This is a genomic window from Sphingomonas sp. P4_G3 (genome assembly GCF_056401105.1).
In genome coordinates this window covers 477,796-496,401 of sequence record NZ_JBFUJZ010000001.1, presented here as the reverse complement: position 1 = coordinate 496,401, position 18,606 = coordinate 477,796, and the positions used below count along the sequence as shown (strand labels likewise).

Annotated in this window: 19 protein-coding genes and 1 pseudogene; 11 read left to right on the top strand and 9 right to left on the bottom strand. The window is 66.1% G+C overall.

Annotated elements, in window-relative coordinates; all coding sequences use genetic code 11:
* Positions 1-9: 9 nt before the first annotated feature.
* On the bottom strand, positions 10-162 hold the full coding sequence (locus AC1DQQ_RS02295) for a hypothetical protein (protein ID WP_478028038.1): 153 nt from the start codon (positions 160-162) through the stop codon (positions 10-12).
* A gap of 298 nt (positions 163-460) precedes the next feature.
* Positions 461-898, bottom strand: coding sequence for a DUF2147 domain-containing protein (locus tag AC1DQQ_RS02290; protein WP_478028036.1), 438 nt, complete (start codon positions 896-898; stop codon positions 461-463).
* A gap of 114 nt (positions 899-1,012) precedes the next feature.
* Here AC1DQQ_RS02290 and ubiA point away from each other — a divergent pair, with 114 nt between their 5' ends.
* The 3 genes from ubiA to AC1DQQ_RS02275 all read left to right on the top strand — a co-directional run bounded on the left by ubiA (position 1,013) and on the right by AC1DQQ_RS02275 (position 4,136).
* The gene (gene ubiA / locus AC1DQQ_RS02285) at positions 1,013-1,936 is read left to right on the top strand and encodes a 4-hydroxybenzoate octaprenyltransferase (protein WP_478044148.1); all 924 of its coding nucleotides are present in this window, start codon (positions 1,013-1,015) and stop codon (positions 1,934-1,936) included.
* Positions 1,937-2,014: 78 nt separating this feature from the next.
* Positions 2,015-3,361 (top strand): TldD/PmbA family protein, encoded by a 1,347-nt coding sequence (locus tag AC1DQQ_RS02280; RefSeq protein WP_478044147.1) that lies wholly within the window; start codon positions 2,015-2,017, stop codon positions 3,359-3,361.
* Positions 3,354-4,136 (top strand): 3'(2'),5'-bisphosphate nucleotidase CysQ, encoded by a 783-nt coding sequence (locus tag AC1DQQ_RS02275; protein WP_478044146.1) that lies wholly within the window; start codon positions 3,354-3,356, stop codon positions 4,134-4,136. The genes AC1DQQ_RS02280 and AC1DQQ_RS02275 overlap by 8 nt, the downstream gene beginning before the upstream one ends.
* A 48-nt stretch (positions 4,137-4,184) precedes the next feature.
* On the opposite strand, the gene dnaA is transcribed toward AC1DQQ_RS02275, so the two are convergent.
* The 3 genes from dnaA to mutM all read right to left on the bottom strand — a co-directional run bounded on the left by dnaA (position 4,185) and on the right by mutM (position 7,222).
* Positions 4,185-5,537 carry a chromosomal replication initiator protein DnaA gene (dnaA, locus tag AC1DQQ_RS02270; RefSeq protein ID WP_478044145.1) on the bottom strand — a complete coding sequence of 451 codons (1,353 nt, stop codon included), beginning with the start codon at positions 5,535-5,537 and terminating at the stop codon, positions 4,185-4,187.
* 483 nt (positions 5,538-6,020) lie between these two features.
* Positions 6,021-6,281, bottom strand: coding sequence for a 30S ribosomal protein S20 (gene rpsT, locus AC1DQQ_RS02265; RefSeq protein WP_066813132.1), 261 nt, complete (start codon positions 6,279-6,281; stop codon positions 6,021-6,023).
* 128 nt (positions 6,282-6,409) lie between these two features.
* Positions 6,410-7,222: a bifunctional DNA-formamidopyrimidine glycosylase/DNA-(apurinic or apyrimidinic site) lyase gene (mutM, locus tag AC1DQQ_RS02260; RefSeq protein ID WP_478044144.1), complete on the bottom strand. Its 813-nt coding sequence runs from the start codon at positions 7,220-7,222 to the stop codon at positions 6,410-6,412.
* Between the two features lie 92 nt (positions 7,223-7,314).
* Here mutM and AC1DQQ_RS02255 point away from each other — a divergent pair, with 92 nt between their 5' ends.
* The 4 genes and pseudogenes from AC1DQQ_RS02255 to AC1DQQ_RS02240 all read left to right on the top strand — a co-directional run bounded on the left by AC1DQQ_RS02255 (position 7,315) and on the right by AC1DQQ_RS02240 (position 12,088).
* Positions 7,315-8,046 (top strand): class I SAM-dependent methyltransferase, encoded by a 732-nt coding sequence (locus AC1DQQ_RS02255; protein ID WP_478040261.1) that lies wholly within the window; start codon positions 7,315-7,317, stop codon positions 8,044-8,046.
* Positions 8,047-8,167: 121 nt separating this feature from the next.
* Positions 8,168-9,706, top strand: a complete 1,539-nt coding sequence (gene ubiB, locus AC1DQQ_RS02250) for a 2-polyprenylphenol 6-hydroxylase (protein WP_478040259.1) — start codon at positions 8,168-8,170, stop codon at positions 9,704-9,706.
* Positions 9,703-10,809, top strand: coding sequence for a hypothetical protein (locus tag AC1DQQ_RS02245; RefSeq protein ID WP_478044143.1), 1,107 nt, complete (start codon positions 9,703-9,705; stop codon positions 10,807-10,809). Before ubiB ends, AC1DQQ_RS02245 begins: the two co-directional genes overlap by 4 nt.
* A pseudogene (locus AC1DQQ_RS02240) lies at positions 10,806-12,088 on the top strand (bifunctional phosphopantothenoylcysteine decarboxylase/phosphopantothenate synthase). Before AC1DQQ_RS02245 ends, AC1DQQ_RS02240 begins: the two are co-directional and overlap by 4 nt.
* Here AC1DQQ_RS02240 and AC1DQQ_RS02235 read toward each other — a convergent pair.
* Complete coding sequence (locus AC1DQQ_RS02235; RefSeq protein WP_478028022.1) at positions 12,085-12,561, bottom strand: GNAT family N-acetyltransferase; 477 nt, start codon at positions 12,559-12,561, stop codon at positions 12,085-12,087. The pseudogene AC1DQQ_RS02240 and the gene AC1DQQ_RS02235 overlap by 4 nt on opposite strands.
* 135 nt (positions 12,562-12,696) lie before the next feature.
* Between AC1DQQ_RS02235 and dut the strand changes: the two genes are divergently transcribed.
* Genes dut through AC1DQQ_RS02220 form a run of 3 tightly spaced genes read left to right on the top strand, consistent with a single transcriptional unit; the run spans position 12,697 to position 14,316 of the window.
* Positions 12,697-13,143 carry a dUTP diphosphatase gene (gene dut, locus AC1DQQ_RS02230; RefSeq protein ID WP_478028021.1) on the top strand — a complete coding sequence of 149 codons (447 nt, stop codon included), beginning with the start codon at positions 12,697-12,699 and terminating at the stop codon, positions 13,141-13,143.
* A gap of 7 nt (positions 13,144-13,150) precedes the next feature.
* Positions 13,151-13,552, top strand: a complete 402-nt coding sequence (locus AC1DQQ_RS02225) for a hypothetical protein (protein ID WP_478043521.1) — start codon at positions 13,151-13,153, stop codon at positions 13,550-13,552.
* The gene (locus AC1DQQ_RS02220) at positions 13,549-14,316 is read left to right on the top strand and encodes a HesA/MoeB/ThiF family protein (protein ID WP_478028017.1); all 768 of its coding nucleotides are present in this window, start codon (positions 13,549-13,551) and stop codon (positions 14,314-14,316) included. Before AC1DQQ_RS02225 ends, AC1DQQ_RS02220 begins: the two co-directional genes overlap by 4 nt.
* Here AC1DQQ_RS02220 and galU read toward each other — a convergent pair.
* Genes galU through AC1DQQ_RS02205 form a run of 3 tightly spaced genes read right to left on the bottom strand, consistent with a single transcriptional unit; the run spans position 14,313 to position 17,161 of the window.
* Positions 14,313-15,176, bottom strand: a complete 864-nt coding sequence (gene galU / locus AC1DQQ_RS02215) for a UTP--glucose-1-phosphate uridylyltransferase GalU (RefSeq protein ID WP_478044142.1) — start codon at positions 15,174-15,176, stop codon at positions 14,313-14,315. The two genes, AC1DQQ_RS02220 and galU, sit on opposite strands and share 4 nt — an antisense overlap.
* Positions 15,177-16,382 carry a nucleotidyltransferase domain-containing protein gene (locus AC1DQQ_RS02210; protein WP_478044141.1) on the bottom strand — a complete coding sequence of 402 codons (1,206 nt, stop codon included), beginning with the start codon at positions 16,380-16,382 and terminating at the stop codon, positions 15,177-15,179.
* Positions 16,379-17,161: a metallophosphoesterase family protein gene (locus AC1DQQ_RS02205; RefSeq protein ID WP_478040245.1), complete on the bottom strand. Its 783-nt coding sequence runs from the start codon at positions 17,159-17,161 to the stop codon at positions 16,379-16,381. Before AC1DQQ_RS02205 ends, AC1DQQ_RS02210 begins: the two co-directional genes overlap by 4 nt.
* Positions 17,162-17,400: 239 nt before the next feature.
* Here AC1DQQ_RS02205 and AC1DQQ_RS02200 point away from each other — a divergent pair, with 239 nt between their 5' ends.
* Complete coding sequence (locus AC1DQQ_RS02200) at positions 17,401-18,474, top strand: CgeB family protein (protein WP_478028011.1); 1,074 nt, start codon at positions 17,401-17,403, stop codon at positions 18,472-18,474.
* Positions 18,475-18,606 lie beyond the last annotated feature (132 nt).

Here is an 18,606-nt window from a genome sequence, read left to right as displayed (position 1 = left end):
GAACGTCGGTCACGGCTTCGGCTTGCGCCGCATCATCCGCCAGCCGACCACCAGCGCCGCGATCCCGAACGCGCCGCCGACTAGCGCCAGCCCCGCCGCCTGGGCGATGCCCCAGAACAGCGTCTCTGCGAACCGGGCAATGGCGACGGACAGATGGACCATGGACTGGCCTTAGGGCCCGTACCCGATTACCGCGAGGTCGTGACGGAGCCGATTTTGGTGTCCGGCGAGGAGCAAGGAGGGAGCGATGCTGATAGCATCGTGACCGACGCGCGACGACGTCCGGACGCCAAAATCGGCCCGCCGCTTCGCGGTTGCCCGCAGGAGCCCGCCCAGCGTCGTCACTTGCTGGCGCGTAGCTTCAGCTACGCGTCTGCGCTGCGCTCCTAGTCGGCGGGCTCCGGCGGGCAATCACGATCCTCGTGGTAATCGGGTACGGGCCCTTAACACGCCAACCCGCCTAGCGTATCCGTTTCCAGTGCCGGACCTGGCAGCCGAAACCGAATAAGGTACAACCGCTGGCGGTGATGCTGTCGGAATCGGTCAGTTCGATTCGCCCCGAAATCGTCTGGTCGAGCGCCGGCACATAGACCTTGCCCTTCCATTCATTGGGACCGGTCTGACGAAATTCGCGGAACACTTGCGTTCCGATCAAGGTCCGGCCGCGCGAGGCGATGTCCGCCTTGGTCTTGTCGTCCGCCCAGATCACGGTGCCGCACATCGCATCGCCGCAGCGGCCGGCGCGGACGTGCATCGTGTTGTTCATATTGGTCCAGGTGCCCACCCAGGCCGCGCCGGCACGCGCCGGATCGGGTTCGGGACCAGCCTGGGCAGACGCCGCAACGACGGTCAGCGTCAGCGCGGCGCAGGCCAGAAGTCGGGGCATGATCGTCGACATCGCAAACTCCAAAAACACACTCCCCCACCCCTTCCGCCTAGAAATAGAAATTGTCCGTCTTGGGGCAAGGCGTGGCGCTGGTGCGGCAATTCGCACGCGGCTAGTGAATAGGTGATGACTGTCGAACCCGAGTCCGAGATCGTCCCAGACACCCAACATCGCGGGTTGGTCGGGCGATTGCCACCTTATCCGCGCGCATTCGCCTTGCTGGCGCGATTCGATCGGCCGATCGGCTGGCAATTGCTGTTCTGGCCCGGCGCCTGGGCGATCGCGCTGGCGCATGGCGCGATCGACCGCTGGGATCTGATCCTGTGGATCGCGCTCGGCGCCATCGCCATGCGCGGCGCCGGCTGCGTCTATAACGATATTGTCGACCGCGACCTCGATCGCCAGGTCGAACGCACGCGGAGCCGCCCGCTCGCCTCGGGCGCGGTGTCGCTGAAGGCGGCGTGGATCTGGCTGGTGTTCCTGTGCCTGATCGGGCTGGTCGTGCTGCTCCAGCTGCACCGTTATGCCGTGATCGTGGCGCTGGTCAGCCTGGCGCCCGTCGCCGCCTATCCGTTCATGAAGCGGATCACCTGGTGGCCGCAGGCGTGGCTGGGCATCGTCTTTTCCTGGGCGGCGTTGGTCGGGTGGAGCGAGATCGCCGGGTCGCTGATGATGCCGGGACCCTTGCTCTATCTGGGGTCGATCTTCTGGGTGATCGGCTATGACACGATCTACGCGCTCCAGGATATCGAGGACGATACGCTTGTAGGCGTCCGCTCCTCGGCGCGCGCGCTGGGTAGCCGGGTCAGATCGGGCGTCGGGACTTTCTATGCCCTCGCGATCGCCTGCTGGGCGCTGGCCTTGTGGGAATTGCGGCCCGACCCGCTGGTGCTCGTCGCGCTCGCCCCGGCCGCGCTGCATTTCGCCTGGCAGGTCGCGACGCTCAAGCCCGCCGATGGCGCCAACGCGCTCCGCCGCTTCCGCTCGAACCGATTCGCCGGACTGCTGGTGTTCCTCGCCTGCTTCGTCGTCGGACAAACGAGTTTTTGAGCGACTACCGCCACCCGATCTCGGTCAGTTTTGCCGACGCCCTTTGACCGGCGCGCCTGCGCTTCCTAAGTGCCGGTCATGTTGACTCCCGACGCCGCGCGCGACCGCGCTCTCGATATCGTTACACGCGCGCGCAAAGCCGGCGCCGATGCCGCTGACGCAATGCTCGGCGCCTCGGCCAGTGTCGAGGTGTCGGTGCGGCTGGGCGAGCTCGAAGATGTCGGCCGTTCCGAAGAGGAGCAATTGGGTCTGCGCGTATTCGTCGGCCAGCGTTCAGCCTCGGTCTCGACCTCCGATCTGTCGTCGGCCGCGATGGACGCGCTGGTCGAGCGCGCGGTGGCGATGGCGCGCGAGGCGCCCGAGGACAAATGGGCCGGTCTCGCGCCCGAGGATCGGCTGATGACCGGGCCGATCCCCGATCTCGACCTGCAGGATGCGGACGATCCCGCCCCCGCCACGCTCAAGCAAACCGCGCTCGCCGCCGAGGATGCGGCACGCGCGGTGCCCGGCGTCACCAACAGCGAAGGCGGCGGGGCTTCGGCCGCGCGCGTCGCCTGGGCGCTCGCCACCAGCCACGGTTTCTCCGGCGCCTATGCCACGACCAGCCACTCGGTCTCTGCCAGCGTGCTGGCGGGCAGCGGTGGCGCGATGCAGCGCGATTACGGACACCGCACGGCGCGCCACCGCGCGCACCTCCCGTCGCCCGAGGCGATCGGCCGCGAGGCAGGCGAACGCGCCGTCGCCCGGCTCAACCCCGGCAAGGTCGCCAGCGGTCCGATGCCGGTGCTGTTCGATCCGCGCGTCGGCGCGTCGCTGATCGGTCATCTGACCGGCGCCATTTCCGGCGCGGCGATCGCGCGCGGCACCAGCTTCCTGCTCGGCAAATTGGGCGAGCAAATCTTCGCGAGCGGGATCGACATCGTCGATGATCCGCTCCGCCCGCACGGCCTGCGTTCGCGTCCCTTCGATGGCGAAGGACTGGCGGTATCGGCAACCAGCCTGGTCCGCGACGGCGTGCTCACGACCTGGCTGCTCGATTCGGCGTCGGCGCGGCAACTCGGACTCGAGCCGACTGGCCATGCCGCGCGCGGCGGCGCGGGGGCGCCGGGAGTCAGCACCACCAACACTTATCTCGCCGCGGGCAAGACCAGCCGCGACGGCCTGATCGCCGGAGTGAAGCGCGGCGTCTACGTCACCGAGTTGATCGGCCAGGGAGTCAATGGCGTCACCGGCGATTACAGCCGCGGCGCGGCCGGTTTCCTGATCGAGGATGGCGTGCTCACCACACCGGTCGACGAATTTACGATTGCCGGCAATTTGAAGGACATGTTCCTCCAGCTAACTGCTGCCGACGATCTCGAATTCCGCTACGCGACCAATGTCCCCACGCTCCGGATCGATGGAATGACGGTCGCGGGTGGCTGAGCTGATCGACGACATCGCCGAGGTCGCAGCAGAGGCGAGCGCCTATGCGCTGGCGCGCTGGCGGACCGATTTCGCGCGCTGGGAAAAGGCGCCTGGCAACCCGGTCTGCCAGGTCGATATCGACGTCAACAATCTGCTCCGCGAGCGATTGACCGCGCTCGCCCCCGATGCCGGCTGGCTGTCGGAAGAGACGGTCGACGACGCGGTGCGGCTCAACCATCGCCGCTGCTGGGTGGTCGATCCGATCGACGGCACTCGCGACTATATCCGCGGGCGCGAGGGGTGGGCGGTATCGATCGCGCTGGTCGATGGCGAGCAGCCGGTGGCGGCGGTGCTCGATGCCCCTGCCCTGGCCGAGGTCTGGCGTGCCGAAACGGGCAAGGGCGCGACGCTCAACGGCGATCCGATCGCGCATAGCGGACGCGCGGTCTTCATCGGCGCGCGCACGCCAACCGACACGCTGCCCGACGTCGACGCCGATCTGATCGCGGTCACCAAACCCAATTCGATTGCGCTGCGAATCGCGATGGTCGCGTCGGGTCAGGCGGATCTGCTCGCGACGATCCGCTGGGGCAATGAATGGGACATCGCCGCCGCCGTGTTGATCGCGCGCGAAGCGGGATGTGCGGTCAGCGATGCGGTCGGGCGCAAGCTGCGCTTCAACACCCCGCGCGCCGAGGCGTTCGGCGTGCTCGCGACCGCTCCGGGCATTCATCTCGCCGCGATCGCGCGCCTGCATGAGCGCGCCGTGGCGGGATTGGGCAAGCCGCGCTGAAATACGATGCTCCTGCTTTCGCAGGCGCCGGTAGTTCTTCAGACGGTGTCAGCCCTCAAGCTGGCGGATCAGGCTGCGCACCGCGCCGTCGATCTCGTGATCGCTGCCACGCAGTTCCTCGATACGGCGCACCGCGTGGATCACGGTCGAATGGTCGCGCCCGCCGAACTTGCGGCCGATCTCGGGCAGCGAGCGCGTGGTCAGGCGCTTGGCGAGATACATGGCGATCTGGCGCGGGCGGGCAACCACCACGGCGCGCCGCGCGGAAACCAGATCGACCGGCTTGAGGTCGTAATGCGCCGACACCGCACGCTGGATCTCGTCGATCGTGATCCGCTTGGTGCCGCCGCGCAGCACGTCGCCGAGCGTCGCCTGGGCGAACTCCAAGTTGATTTCCTCGCCGGTCAACTGGGCATAAGCGACCAGCCGGTTGAGCGCGCCTTCGACTTCGCGCAGGCTGCCGGTAACCTTGTGCGCGAGCAGTTCGAGCACCTCTTCGGGTACCTTGACCTCGGGCAGCTCGCCGAGGCGATGATCGAGCAATGCGCGGCGCAAGGTCGCGTCGGGCATCTTGATGTCGGCGACCAGGCCCATCGCCAGCCGCGACACGATCCGCGCCTCGACATCGTCGAGTCCCTGGGGATGACGGTCGGCGGTGATAACCAGGCGCTTGCCCGCCGCGGTCAGCTCGTTGATCGTGTGGAAGAATTCGTCCTGGGTCGGCTTCTTGCCCGAGATGAAGTGGAGATCGTCGATCATCAGCAGATCGGCGCCGCGCAGCCGGGTCTTGAAGGCATGCGTATCATTGGCGCGAATCGCCGCGACGAATTCGAACATGAACCGCTCGGCCGACATCAGGAACACGCGCGCCTCGGGAACCGCCGCCAGATAGGCATGGCCGATCGCGTGCATCAGATGGGTCTTGCCGAGCCCAGTGCCCGAATGGAGGAATAACGGGCTGAACCGCGGCACGCCGGGTTCGGCCAATGCCCTGGCAGCGTTGAAGGCGACGCGGTTCGACGGGTCGACCACGAAGCGGTCGAACGTCAGGCGCGGATCGAGCGTGGGTCGCTCGGCGGCTTCGACGGGCGTGGCAGGCGATTCGGCCGGCTGGTCGGTGGCGATACGCAGCACCGCCGGCGCGGACGCCTGACGTACATCGATCGACACGGTGCGAATCGCCGGGATCGCGGCGCGGAATTCCTGGACCAGCCGGTCCTGATAATGGTTGCGGACCCAATTGGCGGTGAACGCCGACGGCAGCGTCAGGCGAACGGTGGTCTCGTCGTCGCTATCGTCGAGCTCGATCGGCTTGAGCCATTGCTCGAACAACCGCGCGCCAGCCGACTCCCTCAGATTCTTACGGATTCTCGCCCAGGCATTGAGAACTTCCCCGGGCACAACACCGTCCTTTGCTAACGAAACCGCCACCCGCAACAACCCCTTCCAAGCCTGCCCACGCCCCCGCGACGGGCCCGATTCTTTAGGCAGACGCCTCCCCCCAGCCGGAATTGCCATCCGCCTGAACGCGAGTACTGCTATGATTCGGCGAGCACCTGATGGGCGCTGCGAGGGCTGATTATGAAGCTCGAAGCCCATCGATCAACCCCGTCGATGACAGAAATATTAAAATAAAAAAGTTGACTCGCCCTGACCCGCAGAAATCCGGGCTTCTCTAAATAAGCCTCTGAATTTAGGTAGATTTCACATTACGCTTCTGTGAACTATTTGCGAATCGCTAGGTTTTCCCATGGTTAGGGAATTCGTTAGAAGATCGGGTATGGTTATCGCTGCGGAGCAGCATGGCGGGAGCACCAGACAGCAAAAAGCCCGCCGGTGAATTTCACACCGGCGGGCGCCATCCCTGCTACCAAATCGGGTATCTTACAGCGAAGCGAGTCGCTTGGTCAGACGCGAGAATTTGCGGCTCGCGGTGTTCTTGTGGAGCACGCCCTTGGCGACGCCACGCTGCAGCTCGGGCTGTACGGCGGCAAGCGCGACGGTGGCGGCTTCCTTGTCGCCGGCGGCCAGCGCCGATTCGACCTTCTTGACGAACGTACGGATGCGACCGACGCGGTTGCCGTTGATTTCCGCGCGACGGTCGTTGCGACGGATACGCTTTTTCGCTTGCGGCGTGTTCGCCATGAAAGTCCTCTGAATTTCGCAAAAAATGGGACAGGCAAGACGTATAGCCGTGCCCGGAAGCGGTGGCCCTTAGCGAGGTGGGGAGATTCGGTCAACCGGGTTGATGTGGTTCATGCTGCCGCCCAGACCTAAGTCTGGCACGCCGGACACCAGAACGTCGATCGTCCGCCCTCGACATAACGATGCACCGTCCCGCCGCAGCCGCATGGTTCGCCCTCGCGGCCATAAACGGCGAACTGCTTGGAGAAATAGCCGAGCTCGCCGTCCGGCCGGGCGAAATCGCGCAGGCTCGACCCGCCCGCCGCGATTGCCGATTCGAGCACGGCATGGATCTCGCGCACCAGCCGTTCGAGCCGCGCCAGGCTGATCCTTCCGGCTTCTCGCCTGGGCGAAATGCGCGCCGCATAGAGCGCCTCGCAGACATAGATGTTGCCCAGGCCCGCTACGATCCGCTGGTCGAGCAGCATCTGCTTGATCGAGGCGAACCGGCTCTTGAGCGCGGCTTTCATATAAGGCGCGGTGAAGTCCGGGCCGAGCGGCTCGGGGCCGAGCGTCTTGAACGCGGGGAAGTCGGCCAGCTCTTCGCTCGGCACCAGGTCGACCGACCCGAATCGCCGCGGGTCGTTGAGCACGACGCGGCGTCCTTCCTGGGTATCGATCACCAGGTGATCGTGCGGCAGCAATTCGTGCGGATCGACTCGCCAGCGCCCCGACATGCCGAGATGGAAGATCATCGTGTCGCCGCGATCGGTCTCGATCAGCCCGTATTTGGCGCGGCGCCCCAGCCCCGTCACCGTCGCCCCGGTCATCCGCTGCGCGAGATCGGGCGGAAACGGCCGGCGCAAATCGCCGCGCCGCGTCACGACATGCGCCAGCCGCTGGTCCTTGAGCACGGGCTCCAGCCCGCGGACGGTGGTTTCGACTTCGGGAAGTTCAGGCATCGGATCCTCATATCGCCATTCCAGCGAAAGCGGGAATGACGAAGATAAGGGCGGGGATGACGGCGAAGGATTGCCCCGCTACAGCCCCGCGCATGACCGATAAAGTCTCCTTCGGCTACGAAGATGTCAGCCCCGAGGAAAAGACCCGCCGCGTCGGCGGCGTCTTCGCCAGCGTCGCCAGCAAATATGACGTGATGAACGACGCCATGTCGGGCGGGCTGCACCGCGTCTGGAAAGACGTGTTCGTCCGCCGCGTGAAACCCCGGGCGGGCGAAGCGATCCTCGATATGGCCGGCGGCACCGGCGACATCGCCTTCCGCATGGAGAAATCGGGCGCCGCGATCACCGTCGCCGATATCAATCCGGCGATGCTCGAGGTCGGGATCGAGCGCGCGGCCAAACGCGGCATCGACGGCCTGGTGTGGAGCGAGGCCAATGCCGAGACGCTGCAATGGCCGGACCGCTTCTTCGACGCCTATACGATCGCGTTCGGCATCCGCAACGTCACCGACATTCCGAAGGCGCTGCGCGAGGCGCATCGCGTGCTCAAGCGCGGCGGCCGCTTCTTCTGCCTCGAATTCTCGACCACCTTGTGGCCGGGTTTCGGCGATATCTATGACGCTTACTCGCACCATGTCGTGCCCAAGGTCGGCCAGGCGATCGCCGGCGACGCCGAAAGCTATCGCTATCTGGTCGAGTCGATCCGCCGCTTTCCCACCATGGAGCGGTTCAAGGAAATGATCGGCGAGGCCGGTTTCGTCCAGACCAAGGTCGAACCGATGCTCGGCGGACTGGTCGCGATCCATAGCGGCTGGAAGATTTGATGGGGCGGAAGATAAACTCCCCTCCCGCAAGCGGGAGGGGTCGGGGGAGGGCATGTCGCCTACTCGATATTATCGAAACACGCCCTCCCCTAGCCCCTCCCGTAAACGGGAGGGGAAGTAGGTGACCGCCCCCGCTATCCATCTCTGGCGCCTGCTCAAATGGGGCCGGATCCTCGCGCGCCACGGAGCGCTCAAGGGCATCGAACGCGACCCCAAAACGCCCGCCAGCGTCCGCCGGTTGGTTCGCGTCGCGCGGTTTGGCGCGCGGGTGCCCGCGGTGCCGCGCTATGCCGATGCTTTCCAGGCGATCGGCCCCGCCGCGATCAAGCTCGGCCAGACGCTGGCGACTCGCCCCGATCTGGTCGGCGAGGAAGCCGCGCACGACCTAATGCGCTTGCAGGACGCGCTGCCGCCGCTCCCTTATGCGACGATCAAGGCGGCGATCGAACGCGGGCTGGGCCGTCCGGTCGACGAGGTGTTCGCCTCGATCGACGAGACTCCGGTCGGTGCCGCCTCAATCGCGCAGGTGCATCGCGCGGTCACGCCCGATGGTCGCCAGGTCGCGGTCAAGGTGCTGCGTCCGGGCGTCGAGGACGAGTTCGCGCGGGCGATCGACACCTATCAATGGGCAGCCGCGCAGGCCGAGGGGTTGGGCGGTGAACTCGCTCGCCTGCGCCCGCGCCTCGTCATCGAAACATTCAAGCGCTGGACCTTGCGCGAACTCGACTTGCGGCGCGAAGCCGCCTCCGCATCCGAACTCGCCGAGTCGATGCGCGCCGAGCCCGATTATCAGGTCCCGGCGATCGACTGGCAGCGCACGACGGGCAGCGTGCTGACGCTCGAATGGATCGACGGGATCAAGCTGACCAACCGCGAGGCGCTGATCGCCGCCGGGCACGATCCGAGCAAACTCGCCGGCATCCTGGTCAATGCCTTTCTGCGCCAGGCGATTTCGGAAGGATTCTTCCACGCCGACATGCACCAGGGAAATCTGTTCGCGACTCCCCAGGGCCATATCGCCGCGATCGATTTCGGCATCATGGGGCGGATCGACCGGCGCGCGCGGGTCTGGCTGGCGGAAATCCTCTACGGACTGATCACCGGCAATTATCAACGCGTCGCGGAAATCCATTTCGAAGCCGGATACGTCCCGCCGCATCACAATGTCGGCGAATTCGCCACTGCCCTGCGCGCGGTCGGCGAACCGATGCGCGGACTGCCGGTCAAGGACATGTCGGTCGGGATGATGCTCGACGGCCTGTTCCGCATCACCCGCGATTTCGACATGCAGACCCAGCCGCATCTGCTGCTGCTGCAGAAGACGATGGTGATGGTCGAGGGCGTCGCCACCAGCCTCGATCCCGAGATCAACATGTGGGACACCGCCGCACCGTTCATCCGCGAATGGATCCGGACCGAATTGGGCCCCGAAGCAGCGATCGGCGACCGGCTGATCACCGATCTGCGCACGCTGATGCGGCTGCCCGAGTTGATCCGCAATATCGAGGCGCGCTTCCCCTCGCCCGGCGGCGCGCCGCCTGCCCCGCCGTTGCGCGAGATCGAGGTCGTCCGGCTCGGCGGCGGCTGGCGCTATGTCGCGGTCGCGGTGCTGAGCGCCGCAGTCTCGGTAGCGGCGACGTGGTGGTTCCTCCACGGATGACGCTCTGGCTGGCCGAACCGTCGCGCTTCGCCGGCCTGTCGAAAGGCAAGGCCCGGCTCGCGCTCGCCGGGCTCGTCCTGCTGCTGCTCGCGACGCTGACCGCGCTCACCGTGCCCGGCCCGCCGCCAGTCAGCGGCGATTCAGCCAAGCGCGGCGACGATCAGGCCGACATCGTCCTCTACGAAGCGATCGTCGACGGCGTCCGCCATGGCGGCAATTATTACGCGGTCGCGGCGCAGGAGCTGCGGCGCGGCGATTATCCCTTGCGCCCGTTCATCACCTTTCGCCTGCCAACGCTGGCGATGGTTCAGGCGCAGATGCCGCATTGGGCGGTGGTCGGTCTGCTTTGGGCGCTCGCCGCGGGCGTCATGGTGGCGTGGTTCAACCGCCTGCGGCCCGCCTTCGCACGGCCACCACCCTTGTTCATTGCGATGGTGCTGCTCGCGGGCGGGATGGGTGCATTCATCCAGGCCGACCTTGCCGCGTTCCATGAGGTCTGGGCCGGCCTGCTGATTGCGCTCAGTCTTGCGCTGCGCCGACCTGGCCATTGGGTCGCGGCGGTCGGGATCGGCGCGATCGCGCTGCTGATCCGCGAAACCAGCGCGCTCTATGTCGGGATCATGGTCGTGCTCGCCTGGCTCGAAGGTGACCGGCGCGAGGCGTTGGGATGGGCCGGTGGGCTCGGATTGCTGGCGATCGCAGTCGCCGCGCACGCTCATGCCGTCGCGCAAGTGGTGACGCCGATCGACCCCGCCTCGCCCGGCTGGGCGGGCATGCTCGGGTTCGGTTTCTTCGTCGAGGCACTGACCTTGTCGACCGCGCTTCGCCTCGCGCCGATGTGGCTGGCGGCATTGCTGATGGGATTCACCTTGTTCGGCTGGGCAGCATGGCGCGACCTCACCGGGATTCGCGCTTTGGCGACCTTCACTGCCTATGCCGCGCTGATCGGCCTGTTCGGGCGGGTCGACACCTTCTATTGGGGACTGATGGTGGCGCCCGCGATCCTGATCGGCCTGGCCTTCGCGCCTGACGGGCTGAAGGACTTGGTCGTCGCTGCCTTCCCCAAGCGTCGCAAGATCACGGTCACGAGGCTCACTCCATGAAGCGCATCCTGTTGATCGTCGGCGGCGGCATCGCGGCCTACAAGGCTTGCGAGCTGATCCGGCTAGCCAAGAAGGCCGGGATCGGCGTCAAATGCGTGCTGACCGCGGGCGGCGCGCATTTCGTCACCCCGATGACACTCGCCGCTTTGTCCGAGGAACAGGTCTATACCACCCTGTGGGACCTCAAGGACGAGACCGAGATGGGGCATATCCAGCTCAGCCGCGAGGCCGATCTGATCGTCGTCGCGCCCGCTACTGCCGATCTGATGGCCAAGATGGCCGCGGGGATTGCCGACGATCTCGCCACTACCTTGCTGCTGGCAACCGACAAGCCGGTGCTCGCCGCGCCGGCGATGAACTGGCGGATGTGGACGCACCCGGCGACGAAACGCAACGTTGCGACCCTGCGCGGCGACGGGGTGACGGTGATGGAGCCCGACGAGGGCCCGATGGCGTGCGGCGAATTCGGCCCCGGCCGCCTGCCCGAACCGCCGGCTATTTTGGCGGCGATTCAAGACAAATTGGGGCGGTGAGTCCTGCCCTGCCCTCACCCTTCCCACCCGGCTGCGCCGGGCGGGCCCCTTCCCTCTCCCGTCGGGAGAGGGAGGGAGCGCCGAAGGCGCGGAAGGGTGAGGGCAGTTAGGTGCTGAATGGCAAGCACATCATCGTCACCGCCGGCCCGACCCACGAGCCGATCGACCCGGTGCGCTACATCGCCAATCGCTCGTCGGGGAAACAGGGCTTCGCGATCGCCGGCGCGCTGGCGGCGCTCGGCGCCCGAGTGACGTTGGTTGCCGGGCCAGTGACGTTGCCCACACCTCCGGACGTCGACCGTATCGACGTCAAAACCGCGCTCGAGATGAGTGAAGCGGTCGATGCCGCCCTCCCCGCCGATGCCGCGGTGATGGTCGCGGCGGTCGCCGATTGGCGAGTCGTGGCCTCGCCCCAGAAGATCAAGAAAGGCGCGAGCGGCCCGCCCGTCCTCCACTTGGTCGAAAACCCCGACATCCTCGCGACGCTTGCCTGCAGCCCACGCCGCCCTCGCCTGGTCATCGGCTTTGCCGCCGAGACCGAGCATGTGGTCGAGCACGCCCGCGCCAAGCTGGCCAGGAAAGGCGCTGATTGGATCGTCGCCAACGACGTGTCGGGCGACGTGATGGGCGGCGACGCCAACACCGTGCACATCGTCTCGACCGACGGCGTCGAGAGCTGGGACAAGCTGCCCAAGGGCGATGTCGCCACGCGGCTCGCGGGCCGAATCGCCGCCGCGCTCGATTAGAGCGTCATCGCCATGAATACCGTGCCCGGCGGCGTCGGCGCGTAATAAGGCTCGATCCGCTCGAACCCGAGCCCTTCGTACAACGCGATCGCGCTAGTCATCGATGGTAAGGTGTCGAGGCGGAGCTCGCGATAGCCGCGATCGCGCGCCGCCGCGATGATCGCCTCGGCCAGAGCCCGGCCCAGCCCCATGCCGCGCGCTGCGGGGACCAGAAACAGCCGCTTCATCTCGCAAACGCGCTCGTCGAGCGGGCGCAAAGCAATACAGCCGAGCGATGCCCCGGCCTGGTCGCGCGCGAGCAGCAGCGCGCCTCGTGGCTCCGCATATTTGCCCGGCAACCCCGCCAGCTCGGTGGCGAAATCCTGATAGCCGAGATCGACCGGTAGCGAGGCGGCATAGCCCTGAAACAAGTCCGAAACGGACTGCACGTCCGCCGCGGTAATGGCGACATCTATCTGGAAACGTTCGGTCATGGGCTCATTGTGGCGTCACCTGCGCAATGCTTGCAACTCCCCTTTCCCCATCGCGGTCGAGGCTCCTACAACGCGACCATGATCTTGATTCGGCCGCACCGGATCGAGACCCGTCGCAAAGGTGACCAAGACCAGATGACCGCCCCCATTCGTATCGCCGTCAAGCGCTTGCCCCATGGCGACGATCTGCCTCTTCCCGCTTATGCCACCACCGGCGCCGCCGGGATGGACGTGGTCGCGGCCGAATCCCTGACGCTCGCACCCGGCGCCCGCCACGCGGTCGCGACCGGCTTCGCGATCGCCATCCCGGAAGGCTATGAGGTTCAGGTCCGCCCGCGGTCGGGTCTCGCCCTCAAACACGGTGTCACTTGCCTCAACACCCCTGGTACGATCGATCATGACTATCGCGGCGAAGTGAAAGTCATCCTCGCCAACCTGGGCGATCAGCCGTTCGATATTGGCCGCGGCGACCGGATTGCCCAGCTCGTCCCCGCCCCGGTTCAGCGCGCGACGCTCGACGAAGTGGCCGATCTCGACGACACTGATCGAGGTAGTGGCGGTTTCGGCTCTACTGGTCGATAATCGGCGAATGATGTTCGGATTCTTTCTGCTCTTCCAGGCGGCCGTTGCCACGGTCGTCCCGACGGCTGTCCCCAGCGACTGGTCGAAACTGCCCGACCTCCGGCTGACGACCACGCCCGATTATGCGGCGATCATGACCAAGTTCGTCCATGACGAGATCGCAGCGGGCCGCTGTGCCGCGCCCGCCCCGATCGATGGCAAGACCAGCATCAAGGTCGATATGGTCGTGCTCGTCTCGTCGGTCAGTGGCGAGGCGGTGAAGATCGTGCCCAGGGCGATCAATTGCCCGACCGTCGAGCAATTCGCCGCGGGCGTCATCCAAAAGGCAGCGCGCGGCAACATCGCCGGCCCGCCGCCCGCTGCCGACAGCTGGTACCATACCGGCGTCACCCTTACATGGGGGCCGTGAGCCTCTCCACGACCACCCTTTCCGATACCGACCTCTCACGGTTCGCCCGGCATATCGTCTTGAAGGAAATCGGCGGCGGCGGACAGCTGGCCTTGCGCCGCGCCCATGCCGTAGTGGTCGGTGCGGGCGGGATCGGGTCCCCAGCGCTGCAATATCTCGTCGGGGCCGGGATCGGGCGGATCACGATCGTCGATGACGATGCGGTCGACCTCTCCAATCTCCAGCGCCAGACCCTGTTCGGGACCGCCGATATCGACGCTGCCAAAGCGGATGCCGCAGCCGCCGCGCTCGCCAGGCTGGATCCCGATGTGACGATCGACCGCCACCGCGTGCGGATCGATTCGGCCAATGTGCGCGAGATCCTGGCCGGGGCCGATGTCGTGCTCGACGGCACCGACAATTTCGCGACACGCCTGACGGTCGCCGACGCCGCGCAGGCGCTGCGGATACCGCTGGTCTCGGCGGCAGTCAGCCAGTTCGAGGGTCAACTCGGTGTCTATCGCGGCTGGGAAAGCGACAAGCCCTGCTATCGATGTTTCGTCGGGCACGACCCCGAGCGCGAGGGCGTCAGCTGCGCCGATGTCGGCGTGCTCGGCGCAATGGCGGGCGTGATGGGCAGCCTGGCCGCGCTCGAAGTCATCCGCGCGATCGTACCGTTCGGCGATGACACTGCCGGCACCTTGCTGCTCGCCGACGGCCTATCGCTACGCTTCCGCACGATCCGCCTGCCCAAGGATCCGGGCTGCCCGGGCTGCGCGGCTTAGAGTTCGTCGATGAATTTTCGGATCGCCGGACCGATTTCCGGGCGATCGAGCGCCAGTGCGATATTCGCCTGGATATAGCCGGCCTTGTCGCCGCAATCGAAGCGGCGCCCGCCGAACTTATAGGCATGAAAGGGCTGGCCGCCGATCATCTGCGCCATCGCGTCGGTCAGCTGGATCTCGCCGCCCGCACCTTTCCCCTGCGTCTCCAGCACCCGCATCACTTCGGGCTGCAGGATATAACGGCCCGGGATCATCAGGTTCGATGGCGCGGTCCCGAGCGTGGGCTTTTCGACCAACGCGGTCACTTCGACCAGATTGCCGTCGTGCCGCCCCGGCGAGATGATGCCGTAGCGATCGGTCTCTTCCGGCGGGACTTCATAGCCGCAGACCAGATTGCCGCCGACCCGATTATAGGCGTCGACCATCTGCTTCATGCAGCCGGGCTGGCCGACCATCAGCTCGTCGGCAAGGAAGATCGCGAACGGCTCGTCACCGACGATGTCGCGCGCGCACCACACGGCATGGCCGAGGCCCATTGGCTCCTGCTGGCGGACATAGGCGACCGCGCCGGGCTTAAGACGCGTTTGATGCAGTATTTCCAGGGACTTGCCGCGGTTCGACATCGTCGTTTCGAGTTCGTAGGCGATGTCGAAATGGTCCTCGATCGCCGATTTGCCGCGGCCGGTGACGAAGATCATCTGCTCGATCCCCGCCTCCAGCGCTTCGTCGACCGCATATTGGATCAGCGGGCGGTCGACGATCGGCAGCATCTCCTTGGGGAGTGCCTTGGTCGCGGGCAGGAATCGGGTACCGAGCCCCCCTACGGGGAACACGGCCTTGCGCAGCGGCTTGATCGACATTCAATTCTCCTGGCGGGCGCGCATAGGGCTCCGCGCCGTCCGCGGAAAGCCCCGTTCGACCATCCGGCGCGCGGCTCGGCCAATCCGGGCGGCTGGGCTGATCAACAGATAGAGCGGCCGCGCGGCACGCGGCAGCGGTAGCGCCAAGGCGTCGGCCGTCGACACCCAGCTGCTCCAGGCAGCGTTGGCGAGGTAGGCGGGGCTCGATTTGAGCAATAATGCCGATACATGCCCGACCGCCATGTAGCGCCGCGGTACCCTATGCTGTTCGGCCAACTCGTCGGCACCGCGCATCAGCGCGTCGGATAAAGCAGCGAGCCAGCGGACGCGGCGCGATCGGCCGACATCGTCGGGCACGGCCGTCCCGAACAGGCGGTTCGCCTGTAATAGCGCAAGATCCATCGCCCTCATCACGCCGTCGCGCTTCGCCCGGGCGCGCAAGGCCGCTACCGCCGCTTCATCCCTTACCGCCAGCAGCGCGTTGAAATCCGCCAGCCATTTGAGCCGCGACCAGCCGTGCCGCGCACCGTGGACCGCGAGATAGACCATTAACGGCTCATCGCCGAGCGTTGGCAGTCGATGGTTGCCGACCGTAACGATCCGCAAGTCTCGTATCAGATCGGGCTCGGCCAGCAGCCCCTCGATCGAGGTCATGCGCCAATGGAGGTCAAGCATCGCCTTGTTGCCTGGTCGTACCAAGGTGCACTCCTTGACCAGGTCGATCAGCACTGACAGCCGCTTCCCATCGAGCGGCACTGCCGGATCGACAACACGATAACCCATAGGCTCGAGCAGCTTGATCGTCGCCGCGACCTGGTCGGGGCCGACCAGCAAATCGTTGTCGAGCGTCTGCTTCACCGCCTGGTCGCCATAAGCCAGTTGGGCCAGCGTCGCGCCTTTGAGAAACGCTGCGGGGATGTCGGCCTCCGCCAGCATCGCGGCGATCCGCGCGGCCTCGTCGAGCAGCAACAGGTTGCGCGCGGTCTGGCGGCGGTGCGCCGCGACAAGCCCGGACGGAACATCGATCGCCGCCGCCTCCAGCCCGATCCGCGCGAACCCCCGCACGCGATGGCGCCGCGCCAGCGCCGCGAAACGGGGCCAATCGATCGCGATCTGGGCAGCCTTGCGGATAGCAATCGTGTCAGTCGGCCAGCGGCAGCATGCCGCAAGCAGCAGGAATTCGGCGGAGGCCCCGCCGCCGCTCACGTCGCGAGGAACCAGCGGTGCCCCGCTTCGATCCCGATCGCGGTCAGCGTTCCGCTGGCATAGGCGCCGGTATCGATGCCGATGCGGTTGTGCCTTTCCTCGACCGCCGGGCTGATCGAATGGCCGTGGACGACGATTGTCCCATGACTGCCCTCGAAATCGAGGAAGCGTTCGCGGATCCAGCGCAGATCCTCGACCTTCTGGCGATCGAGCGGCACGCCCGGGCGGAGGCCGGCATGGACGAAGCAATAGCCGCCGACCACCAAAGTATCAGTCATGCGGTTGAGGAACATGGCATGCGCGTCCGGCACGCGCCTGGCGAAGTCCTCACACAAGGACAATGTATCGCCCGAGTCGATCAGCGACTGGGAAACCCCATAGCTCGCCATCGTCTCGGCACCGCCGATCCGCGTCCAGAACCGCGCCGCCTCCAGATTGCCGCCGAGCGTCAGCAGGAACACTTCCTCATGATTGCCCTTCAGGAATACCGGCCGCCGCGTGCCCCAGTCGCGCGTCAACACATGGTCGATCACTTGTTTCGATTGCGGTCCGCGATCGACCAGGTCGCCGAGCAGGATGATCCGCGTCTCCGCCGCGCCGCGTGCCGCATCGTCGCGATCGATCGCGTCGAGCAAGTGCGTCAACAAATCGAGTCGACCGTGCACGTCGCCGATTGCATAGAGCCGCTCGCCCGGTGGCACGTGCGCGCCGTTGGACGAGGCCGCCTCGCCACCAGCACCCCCGCCGCCGAACAAAGACTTCAACCGCCGGGCGATCATGACGCGTATCGCCCGGCAAAACAGATAACCCGGATATCCATTCTTGCAGATAGGCACCGCGCTCGCCTGCGATCAAGCAAGCATTGGCGAGGCAGCATCGCCAAGCGGGCATGTCGGCTGTTTACCGCGCGCTTATCCCCCTATAGCGGTGCGACCGGGCGAGACGGCCAAATCATCGAAGGGGCGATAGTGCGGCAATTCTACAGGTTATGCCTTGGCGGCCCGCAACAGGCTCGCGAATGACCCTGCCCGCTGCCGTCCGGCCCGTCCGGATGATGATCGCCAGCGAGTTCATTCACGGCTCGACCGCACGCGGCCTGGTCGGGGGGTTCCGTGCGCTGGGCTGGGACGTTGCCGAGGTCGACCTGCTCCATTTCGTGGTGCGCGGCCGTGGCCGGCTGGCACGCGGCGCCGCGCGGCTGTTGTGGAAGAACTCGATCGCCGAATATAACGCCGAGATCCTGCGGGTCGCCGAGCTCAACAAGGTCGAGCTCCTGCTGACCATCAAGGGCGTCAACATCGCGCGATCGACGGTCGAGCGCTTGCGCGCGAACGGCACGCGCGTCGTCGTCTTCTATCCCGATGTGCTGTTCGATCACGCCGGCGTCGACGAGGCGGTGCTGGCCGCGACCGACCTCATCGTCACCTCCAAGAGTTACCATGCGCCGTATCTCGATCAACTGGTCGGGCCGGCACGGCATGCGTTCGTCCATCACGGCTATTGCCCCAGCGCGCATTCGCGCCGCCACGCGCCGGGCGCGATTCCCTATCGCTGGGATATCGGCTTCATCGGCAATGCCTCGCCGCACAAGGCCGCACATCTGTCCGCGGTCGCGCACGCCTTCCCTGATCAGCGTTTCGTCGTCGTCGGCAACGGCTGGACCGATCTTGCCAAGGGAACGCCGCTGGCTCGCTTTGTCATGGGCGCTCCGCTCACCGGCGATTATTTCGCCCGCGCGATCGAGGAAACGCGGATCAACCTCGCGATCCACCATGGCGAGGTCGGGCCGGACAAATGGCAGGACCTCACGTCAACCAGGACATTCGAGATCCCCGCCGCCGGCGGGTTCATGCTCCATGTCGATAACGACGAGGTGCGGGCGCTCTACGAACCCGGACGGGAGATCGATGTGTTCACCGGCGAGGAGCAGTTGATCGAGCGGATTGGGCACTACCTCGCGAACGAAGCCGAGCGCGCGACCATTGCGGAAGCCGGTCATGCCCGTTGCGTACCCGCTTATTCGCTGGAAACGCGGGCGGAAGAGATTGCAGCGCTGCTGAGGGAACGGGGATTGCTCGACGAAGTTCGCTGAGCGATACCGCCCGCATTCGACCTAATTCTACAGGACTTCAAATCGACGGCACCTTCGGGCGATTGCGCGCCGGCGTTACCGCATTGACCCCCTCGGATCGACCCGCCTAGGACGGCGTGGACAAAAACGCWT

Bases quoted from the DNA above. Each gene is read 5' to 3' on its own strand.
- AC1DQQ_RS02295 (WP_478028038.1), bottom strand. From the start codon at position 162: ATGGTCCATCTGTCCGTCGCCATTGCCCGGTTCGCAGAGACGCTGTTC.
- AC1DQQ_RS02290 (WP_478028036.1), bottom strand. From the start codon at position 898: ATGTCGACGATCATGCCCCGACTTCTGGCCTGCGCCGCGCTGACGCTG.
- ubiA (WP_478044148.1), top strand. From the start codon at position 1,013: ATGACTGTCGAACCCGAGTCCGAGATCGTCCCAGACACCCAACATCGC.
- AC1DQQ_RS02280 (WP_478044147.1), top strand. From the start codon at position 2,015: ATGTTGACTCCCGACGCCGCGCGCGACCGCGCTCTCGATATCGTTACA.
- rpsT (WP_066813132.1), bottom strand. From the start codon at position 6,281: ATGGCGAACACGCCGCAAGCGAAAAAGCGTATCCGTCGCAACGACCGT.
- mutM (WP_478044144.1), bottom strand. From the start codon at position 7,222: ATGCCTGAACTTCCCGAAGTCGAAACCACCGTCCGCGGGCTGGAGCCC.
- AC1DQQ_RS02255 (WP_478040261.1), top strand. From the start codon at position 7,315: ATGACCGATAAAGTCTCCTTCGGCTACGAAGATGTCAGCCCCGAGGAA.
- AC1DQQ_RS02245 (WP_478044143.1), top strand. From the start codon at position 9,703: ATGACGCTCTGGCTGGCCGAACCGTCGCGCTTCGCCGGCCTGTCGAAA.
- AC1DQQ_RS02235 (WP_478028022.1), bottom strand. From the start codon at position 12,561: ATGACCGAACGTTTCCAGATAGATGTCGCCATTACCGCGGCGGACGTG.
- dut (WP_478028021.1), top strand. From the start codon at position 12,697: ATGACCGCCCCCATTCGTATCGCCGTCAAGCGCTTGCCCCATGGCGAC.
- AC1DQQ_RS02225 (WP_478043521.1), top strand. From the start codon at position 13,151: ATGATGTTCGGATTCTTTCTGCTCTTCCAGGCGGCCGTTGCCACGGTC.
- galU (WP_478044142.1), bottom strand. From the start codon at position 15,176: ATGTCGATCAAGCCGCTGCGCAAGGCCGTGTTCCCCGTAGGGGGGCTC.
- AC1DQQ_RS02205 (WP_478040245.1), bottom strand. From the start codon at position 17,161: ATGATCGCCCGGCGGTTGAAGTCTTTGTTCGGCGGCGGGGGTGCTGGT.
- AC1DQQ_RS02200 (WP_478028011.1), top strand. From the start codon at position 17,401: ATGACCCTGCCCGCTGCCGTCCGGCCCGTCCGGATGATGATCGCCAGC.